Origin of the sequence: Alcanivorax sp. 1008 (assembly GCF_020667895.1) — a bacterium.
In the GTDB taxonomy this organism is placed as follows: domain Bacteria; phylum Pseudomonadota; class Gammaproteobacteria; order Pseudomonadales; family Alcanivoracaceae; genus PGZG01.
In genome coordinates this window covers 1-6,345 of the sequence record NZ_JAFMPS010000045.1, presented here as the reverse complement: position 1 = coordinate 6,345, position 6,345 = coordinate 1, and the positions used below count along the sequence as shown (strand labels likewise).

Sequence of the window (6,345 nt, the reverse complement as noted above, 5' to 3'; positions counted from 1 at the left end):
CGGATGGCGTTGGCAAGTTCACGGGATCGGGTAACAGCGGTCATCAAACACTCCTGCTGGCTGGGGCGGTCCCGAAGGGGGCCTGAAATGGGGCGCTATTGTCGTTGATGGCGGGGTGTTGGGCAAATCCTGAGCAGGCCCCGGCAGAGGAAAATGCTTCTGGATCAGGGCATGGCCACGCCATGGCCCTGATATCGGCTTCTGGCATGAATCGAGTATCTATATATATGGACTTATCGTTTGTATTCATCTATATATATATAGACTATATAGTGCAATATGTCTGTATATATATAGACTAGAGGCCGATATGAAGATCAAAGATGTAGTTGTCTCACAAGCTCGAGACATCGCCAGTCAGAGCCAGGCGATCAGTATCCCCCGGCCGCCGAAGGGCTGGATATACACCCTGCGAACCGCGCTGGGCATGACCGGCGCCCAGTTGGGCGAGCGGCTGGGGGTAAAGAAGGGCCGGATATCGCAGATGGAAGCCATGGAAAGCCAGGGCCGGATTACCGTGCAACAGCTGGCCCGGGCAGCGGATGCGATGCAATGTGACCTTGTTATAGCCTTTCGTCCTCGCCAGCCGATCGATCAGATCGTCGCCCGGCAGGCCAGAAAAAAGGCACTGGCTGTGGCATCAGAAACCCAGGCGCATATGGCGCTGGAAGCACAGGCCCTGGACAAGCGCACCTTTGAGCGCGAAGTGGAGCGACTTGCCGAGGAGTTCCAGCGAACCCTGCCCGGTGACTTGTGGGATGAGTAATGGAAAGTTTTGACGCGCCGTATGGCGCCACGCCGCTGGACCCCTCCGAGCTTGAAGGATTGAAGTTCAAGAACATTGCCACCCGCGGCCAGCTGGATGAGCTGGAGTCGCACAGCGTCAGTGCCGGCCGCCTGTGGCTGGCCAGGCGAAAAAACAAACCCGTCCTGACGGATGATTTTCTGAAGACATTCCATATCAAGCTGTTTGGCAGCGTCTGGAGCTGGGCCGGCAAGTACCGGAATACGGAAAAGAACATCGGCATTGATCCCCTCCATATTCCGGTGGAAATCAGAAAGCTGTTGGATGACACCAAATACTGGATTGAGAACGGAACCTACAATCGCATCGAACTGGCTGCCCGTCTGCACCACCGCCTGGTCAGGATTCACCCTTTCCCGAACGGCAACGGACGAATCGCACGGCTTTTTACCAACGCCGTGTTGGTTAATGAGATGAAAGAGAAGCATCTGGTGTGGAGTGCAGGAAAACTCCATGTGATTCCAGATAACGAGGAGCGGCGATCATACATTGACGCGCTGCGGGCAGCTGATGCGGGTGATATGCAACCGCTGATTAAGTATCTTGAAGTCAGAAATCCGGCCTGACATTTTCCGGGCAAAAGAACCAACTCTCGTGAATGCTTCCTCTACGCGTTTGTCTGGCTGTATTTGCTGAACCCGCTGAGAATCTCATCAACCTGCGCAATCCGGGCTTCAAGTGTTCCGCTAACCCTGAAGTAACGCAGGCCTCGTTCGCCAAGGTCAGCAATGATCTGCTGCTGAAACTGGTGTCGTTTTACGTCGCCGCTGCGATCCCAGGTATCGGCATAGGGGATGTCGGTTTCGCAGAGAATAAACAGGTCATAGCGTGATTTCGCCTGCTCCGCCAAATGAGTCAGCAGTGGCCCGGCCTTGCCGTGATAGTCCTTGGCGAACATGTAAGTGGTAATCGGGCAGGTGTCACAGAAAAGATACTTGCGTGACTCCAGAACCAGAGCATCCTCGCGCCTGTTATGTTCAGGCGCGATGGTTTCGAACTGATCCAGCGTGATACGCCGATCGATCTGGTGCGCAAGCCAGAACTCAGCACCATATTCTGGCATCCAGTGCGTTTGGTGCTTTTTTGCCAACGCTTCTGACAGAGTGGTTTTCCCGGTGGAAGGTGCCCCAAGGAAACAAACCTTGGTTATCAGATCGGAATACACCACAGGGTCAAGATAATTCCGGTTGGAAAAACAGTCAGCACGGACCTCCGTGCCACTGATCGGCACTATTGTTCTGGCTTCATCAACCCTGCGATCAACCGCGCCCAGCGCACGGCTGACATGATCGCCGTAAAATTCGCTGGAATAGAAATGGGTGATCGGTAGGCCATCGAGCTTCTGCAGTATGTAATCCTCCTGCTCCCGCTTGATCTCCGGCGTGTCGCCGTACCCTTCCGGCCCGTCCCAGGCCTCGATAATCCGGACGCTTGAGTAAAGGTGCTTTATCCATCCGGCACGGACCTGAAGTGGCACATCGATCACGCTCGTCGCGTAGACCATGACAACAAGCTCATCAACCTCCGCCAATGCGGTCTCGATAAGTAGCTGGTGGCCGCGGTGGAAGGGTGCAAATTTTCCCAGCGTCAGGCCGCGTCGCATGCTGCTTGTCCGTCAGTCAACGAGCCGCCATTGGAAATGCCCTGCTTTGATCCTGTGTGCCAGCGCCAGTATCCAAAGATGGCGTTAACCAGGAACAGTGACCACATCAGCACCATCATATCGCCCGCTTCAGCGCCATTAAGCGCGCGTAATGCCCACATGATAATGCTCACCACATTGAGCGTGATGTACAGCAGCCATTGCTCCTTGTAGCGCCACATCATCAGGAAGGTAGCTACGATGGAAAGCACATTGGTGGCTGCGTCAATGAAGGGTGTGTTCTGGTTGGCGTTAAGCCCGAGAACAACGCCGAGGATCACTGTGCAAGCGATACAGATGACGGCAACAATGCCCCGAGAGCGCCAATCCATACTTCTCATGGCCACGGTCTTGTTATCCAGGCTGTGTCGCCGCCAAATCAGGAAGCCAATAATACCGGTCGGCACGAAGAACAGCAGGTTGAGATAAACCTCGCCGTACAATCCGTTGCCATAGGCCAGAGCGGAATACGTCAGGCTGTTATAAAGACCGAACAAATACCCCTCACGACGACCTGTGGCTATCAGCCCGACGCATAGAATGCCCGAAAGCAGCACGGTGACATCGAACAGCGTCGTCGCCATGCTGATGCTTAACGCGGATCCGACCGCGATCAGGAACAAAAGCCACAGGATGTCGATGTTCTGATGCTTGAAAATTTTGTGAGGCACAAATAATCCTTTCTTTGCACTATGTGATGGCTGGCTTCTTTGCAGCAGAACCACCTCTCGGTTTAAGTCAGCCGCTTGCTCAATTTCTCCCTGGCCTCACTCTCGCTATAGGTTCTTCCCTTCTCTACAGCGAGCTCGCCCCTTGCAACCGCTTCACGCAGCTCTGCCTGCAGCCGCTCCACCAGCCACACCTTGATGATCGACTGCCGGGTAACCCCGATACGGGATGCCTCCCGGTCCAGTGCTTCCACCACCCAGGCCGGGAAATCCACATTGATGCGCTTCTGCTCCTGATTGACGCGGCGCGCGGTGGGCAGATCAAGGTCATCGACGATCTCTTCCCGGCCATCATCGAACTTGCGGTCGAAGTCTTTAGCTTTCATAAAGCGCCACCTCTGTATTGCGGGCCCGCCTGACCGAGATCAGGCGGATGCGGCCATCTCTGTACGTGACGACCGCAGACCAATGCTGGTTGCCAATCCGTCCTATCAGCAGATATCGCTCTTCATCTTCGGATCTGGCCCGGACCTCCAGCAGGTTGGGGTCGTTCCAGAGCGCCTGAGCGGCCTCAAAGTCGATCCCGTGCTTGTCCAGGTTGGAGCGGCTTTTCTGCTCGTCGTACTCAAACTCGTCCATGAGTATAAATTATTCCTTTTCTACTCAATACCCCCGTATGAAGCCAACAGGGGCTGGGCTAGTGGAAGCAGCCATGCTAGACACCACGGAGTCCGCAGAGGATGGCGGATCCCTGATATCCGCTGGCGACGCTGCCGTGTCTTTGGGTAAGTCGCGCCGCCGATCCCGCCCCGCCTTCCGCATTCCCAAAGGCACATTGCTGGTGGCGCACATCGGCTACTTCCACCAGCGCGACGATCACTTTGAAAGCCTGCAGGCGTTCCAGCCGGAACGCTTCCTAGGCAAGCGGCCGGAGACCAACTACTACGCGCCCTTCGGCGGCGGCTTGCACAGCTGCATTGGCAATCATTTTGCCGCGCAGGAAGTGCGGGTGTTTTTGAAGGTGATGTTTGGCAAGGGGGGGAATTCAGCTGCAAGTGTCGGGCGGAGCTGGAGAAGCGGCAGACGATTTTGAATCTGCCGGGGAGGGGCGCGATAGAGCGATTCAAAAATAGTGCGTGCTACTTGATAGCGACATTTCTAAATGTTCTCGCTTTATCCTTATACCGTGGATCTATGCTTCCGATGAAGGTTAAACGTCCTAGAATTTTGTTTATGAGTTTTCTGTCCTTTTGAGGGCTGTTTATCCATATCTGAAGATCTTCTTTCAGAGCTTTAAGGTGTCGATTCCTCGGGAAAATTCTGTCCTCGCCTATGGCGGCACCTGTGATAAGTTTGATCGCATTTTCTGAGTAAAATCTGGTTTTCGATGGGTGTATTCTATGACCATGCTTTTTAGCGATCATCTCAAGTGTCTTAACAAAGTCCTTGTGCAACATAACGCCCGAGAAAGTTAAGTCATCCACATAGATGGTCATTTTTGCCCCGACACGCATAGCAGCGTCCTCAATTTCATCAAACATTCTTTTGTTTGCGATGTATGCAAGAGGCATGCTAATTCTACTTCCTGTCGGGATATGCTCATCATAAGTAAGAATTCTAGATAGCAGATCTGCAACATCAGAAGAACACTGCATTGTGTTATAAAAGAAATCGAAAACCATGAGCCTAGTGGTAGAAGGGAAAAAGCTTTTTATATCTGCAGTAATCACCTTCCTGCCAGGGCCAAGGTGAGCTCGAGCGTTAGAGATGTTTGATCTGCCTTTTTTGCCGGAATGAAGCCCATCAACGGTCTCAATTCTGCACAGCAAACTTGCGACTCTAGAGTGTATTTTGTCCAAGTGCGGAAGCGGCTCCTGGATTAGTCGTGGTTTGCCTTTCTTTGTTTGAGTGAAGCAGTGATAGTTATCATTTCCAACGAGGGACTTAAGCTCTTTAGGGGTGGAGCCTAAAAGACTAGCTAATCGCGTTTTGCTTGATAATTTATAGAACGGAGAGTCCTGTAATGGATACGATTTTTTCTTTGTTATTATTCTATTCTTAGGCAGTCTTCGCTTCATCTCTTAAGGCAACCCATTCCATTATCTTCAATATTTTACCGGCAAAAACGTTCCTGAATTTTTCCGGGATAGAGCCTGCCTCTTCAATGTTCTCTGAGAAAAACACTAACGACGATACGGGCACATCGAATATTTCAGAGTATCTCTCTAAGAGATCATACCCGACTGATTTCTTCCCAGACTCAATTTCACTAAGGTAAGACTTAGACATGCTCAGCTTTGAGGCTAGCTCTGCCTGAGTTAAGCCGTGAAACTGGCGGATGGTTTTTAATGCTCGATTAATCATAAAAGCCTCTGATAAAAATCAGGGGACCGCTTAAGAAGCGCCACCCTCATCAAAGAAGATCCTCAGCATCTTCCAAACAAAGACGCAAACCCGTAACAGCCATTTGAGTAGTGTCCAGGTTTTGCTTCGGTCCTTCTTCTTAGGTTTGCGCTCCTTAAGCGTTTGCCAGACAACGTTAAAAAAGTTCATGTTCATAAACTATCTCCTCTAGTTACCAGCATCCGGTTAGATGCTGGGTCACCATTACTAGAGGAGCGTCGGGAGTGACTGGCAATAAACCCCTGCTTTCACGTCGTGTTGTCACCACACGACGTGGACGCACGCTTGGGCTGCATGAATCGTTGGAGCATGAATCGCGTAGCACGAGCGGCGCAGAAGGTAGAGACCTAAGTCTCCGCGAGTAGACAAAGCCTACCCAGTTAACTGGTGACGGGCTCCCTTTCTTAACGCGGGTTCAACTATGCATCGGAATTCGCTATTTGGCAACAAATATTCGCTATTTGCGAACATTTAGTCATTGGTCCGGATTGAATTCAATATCGAAAATAATTGATATTGACCCCCATCCGGTGTAAAGTCCGCCCCCATGTCACTGACCCAAGCCATCTCTTATCCCTCTGAAGACCGGGCCCCGTCCCTTGAGCCGCTCGAGCAGCTGCTCTGGGCCGCCGGCGACAGCCTCCGGTTATCGGTGCTGCAGGTGTTGGGGCAGAGCAGTTTCGGGGTGCTGGAGCTGTGTGAGATCTGCGATATGCGCCAGCCGGCCATGAGTCATCACCTCAAGGTGCTGGCCGAGGCCGGGCTGGTGGAGCGGCGCCGCGAGGGCAATGCCATCTGGTATAGCCGCAGTCTGGCCAGTGATGTGC

11 protein-coding genes are annotated in these 6,345 nt (G+C 52.5%); 4 read left to right on the top strand and 7 right to left on the bottom strand.

Translation table 11 applies throughout. From position 1 onward, the window contains the following. Window positions 1-310: 310 nt before the first annotated feature. Entirely contained in the window at window positions 311-766 is a 456-nt protein-coding gene (locus J1C54_RS15945) for a mobile mystery protein A (RefSeq protein ID WP_229149877.1), read from the top strand. Then, window positions 766-1,371, top strand: coding sequence for a mobile mystery protein B (locus tag J1C54_RS15940; protein ID WP_229149875.1), 606 nt, complete (start codon window positions 766-768; stop codon window positions 1,369-1,371). Before J1C54_RS15945 ends, J1C54_RS15940 begins: the two co-directional genes overlap by 1 nt. A gap of 41 nt (window positions 1,372-1,412) precedes the next feature. On the opposite strand, the gene J1C54_RS15935 is transcribed toward J1C54_RS15940, so the two are convergent. From J1C54_RS15935 to J1C54_RS15920, 4 genes are all read right to left on the bottom strand, one after another. Next, entirely contained in the window at window positions 1,413-2,408 is a 996-nt protein-coding gene (locus J1C54_RS15935; protein WP_229149872.1) for an AAA family ATPase, read from the bottom strand. Beyond that, the gene (pnuC, locus tag J1C54_RS15930; RefSeq protein WP_229149870.1) at window positions 2,393-3,118 is read right to left on the bottom strand and encodes a nicotinamide riboside transporter PnuC; all 726 of its coding nucleotides are present in this window, start codon (window positions 3,116-3,118) and stop codon (window positions 2,393-2,395) included. Before pnuC ends, J1C54_RS15935 begins: the two co-directional genes overlap by 16 nt. A gap of 62 nt (window positions 3,119-3,180) precedes the next feature. Continuing rightward, complete coding sequence (brnA, locus tag J1C54_RS15925) at window positions 3,181-3,501, bottom strand: type II toxin-antitoxin system BrnA family antitoxin (RefSeq protein WP_229149868.1); 321 nt, start codon at window positions 3,499-3,501, stop codon at window positions 3,181-3,183. Continuing rightward, window positions 3,491-3,754 (bottom strand): BrnT family toxin, encoded by a 264-nt coding sequence (locus tag J1C54_RS15920; protein WP_229149866.1) that lies wholly within the window; start codon window positions 3,752-3,754, stop codon window positions 3,491-3,493. Before J1C54_RS15920 ends, brnA begins: the two co-directional genes overlap by 11 nt. Window positions 3,755-3,827: 73 nt before the next feature. Here J1C54_RS15920 and J1C54_RS15915 point away from each other — a divergent pair, with 73 nt between their 5' ends. Beyond that, window positions 3,828-4,208 carry a cytochrome P450 gene (locus J1C54_RS15915; protein ID WP_229149864.1) on the top strand — a complete coding sequence of 127 codons (381 nt, stop codon included), beginning with the start codon at window positions 3,828-3,830 and terminating at the stop codon, window positions 4,206-4,208. A gap of 46 nt (window positions 4,209-4,254) precedes the next feature. Here the strand turns inward: J1C54_RS15915 and J1C54_RS15910 are convergent, their stop codons facing one another. The 3 genes from J1C54_RS15910 to J1C54_RS15900 are packed head-to-tail and all read right to left on the bottom strand — an operon-like array spanning window position 4,255 to window position 5,674. Next, window positions 4,255-5,193 carry a reverse transcriptase family protein gene (locus J1C54_RS15910; protein ID WP_229149862.1) on the bottom strand — a complete coding sequence of 313 codons (939 nt, stop codon included), beginning with the start codon at window positions 5,191-5,193 and terminating at the stop codon, window positions 4,255-4,257. Continuing rightward, entirely contained in the window at window positions 5,174-5,479 is a 306-nt protein-coding gene (locus J1C54_RS15905; protein ID WP_229149859.1) for a helix-turn-helix domain-containing protein, read from the bottom strand. Before J1C54_RS15905 ends, J1C54_RS15910 begins: the two co-directional genes overlap by 20 nt. Before the next feature lie 30 nt (window positions 5,480-5,509). Then, on the bottom strand, window positions 5,510-5,674 hold the full coding sequence (locus J1C54_RS15900) for a hypothetical protein (protein ID WP_229149857.1): 165 nt from the start codon (window positions 5,672-5,674) through the stop codon (window positions 5,510-5,512). 391 nt (window positions 5,675-6,065) lie between these two features. On the opposite strand from J1C54_RS15900, the gene J1C54_RS15895 reads away from it, so the two are divergent. Beyond that, window positions 6,066-6,345, top strand: a 280-nt coding sequence (locus J1C54_RS15895) for a helix-turn-helix transcriptional regulator (protein WP_229149856.1), incomplete at its 3' end; no start/stop codon positions are given.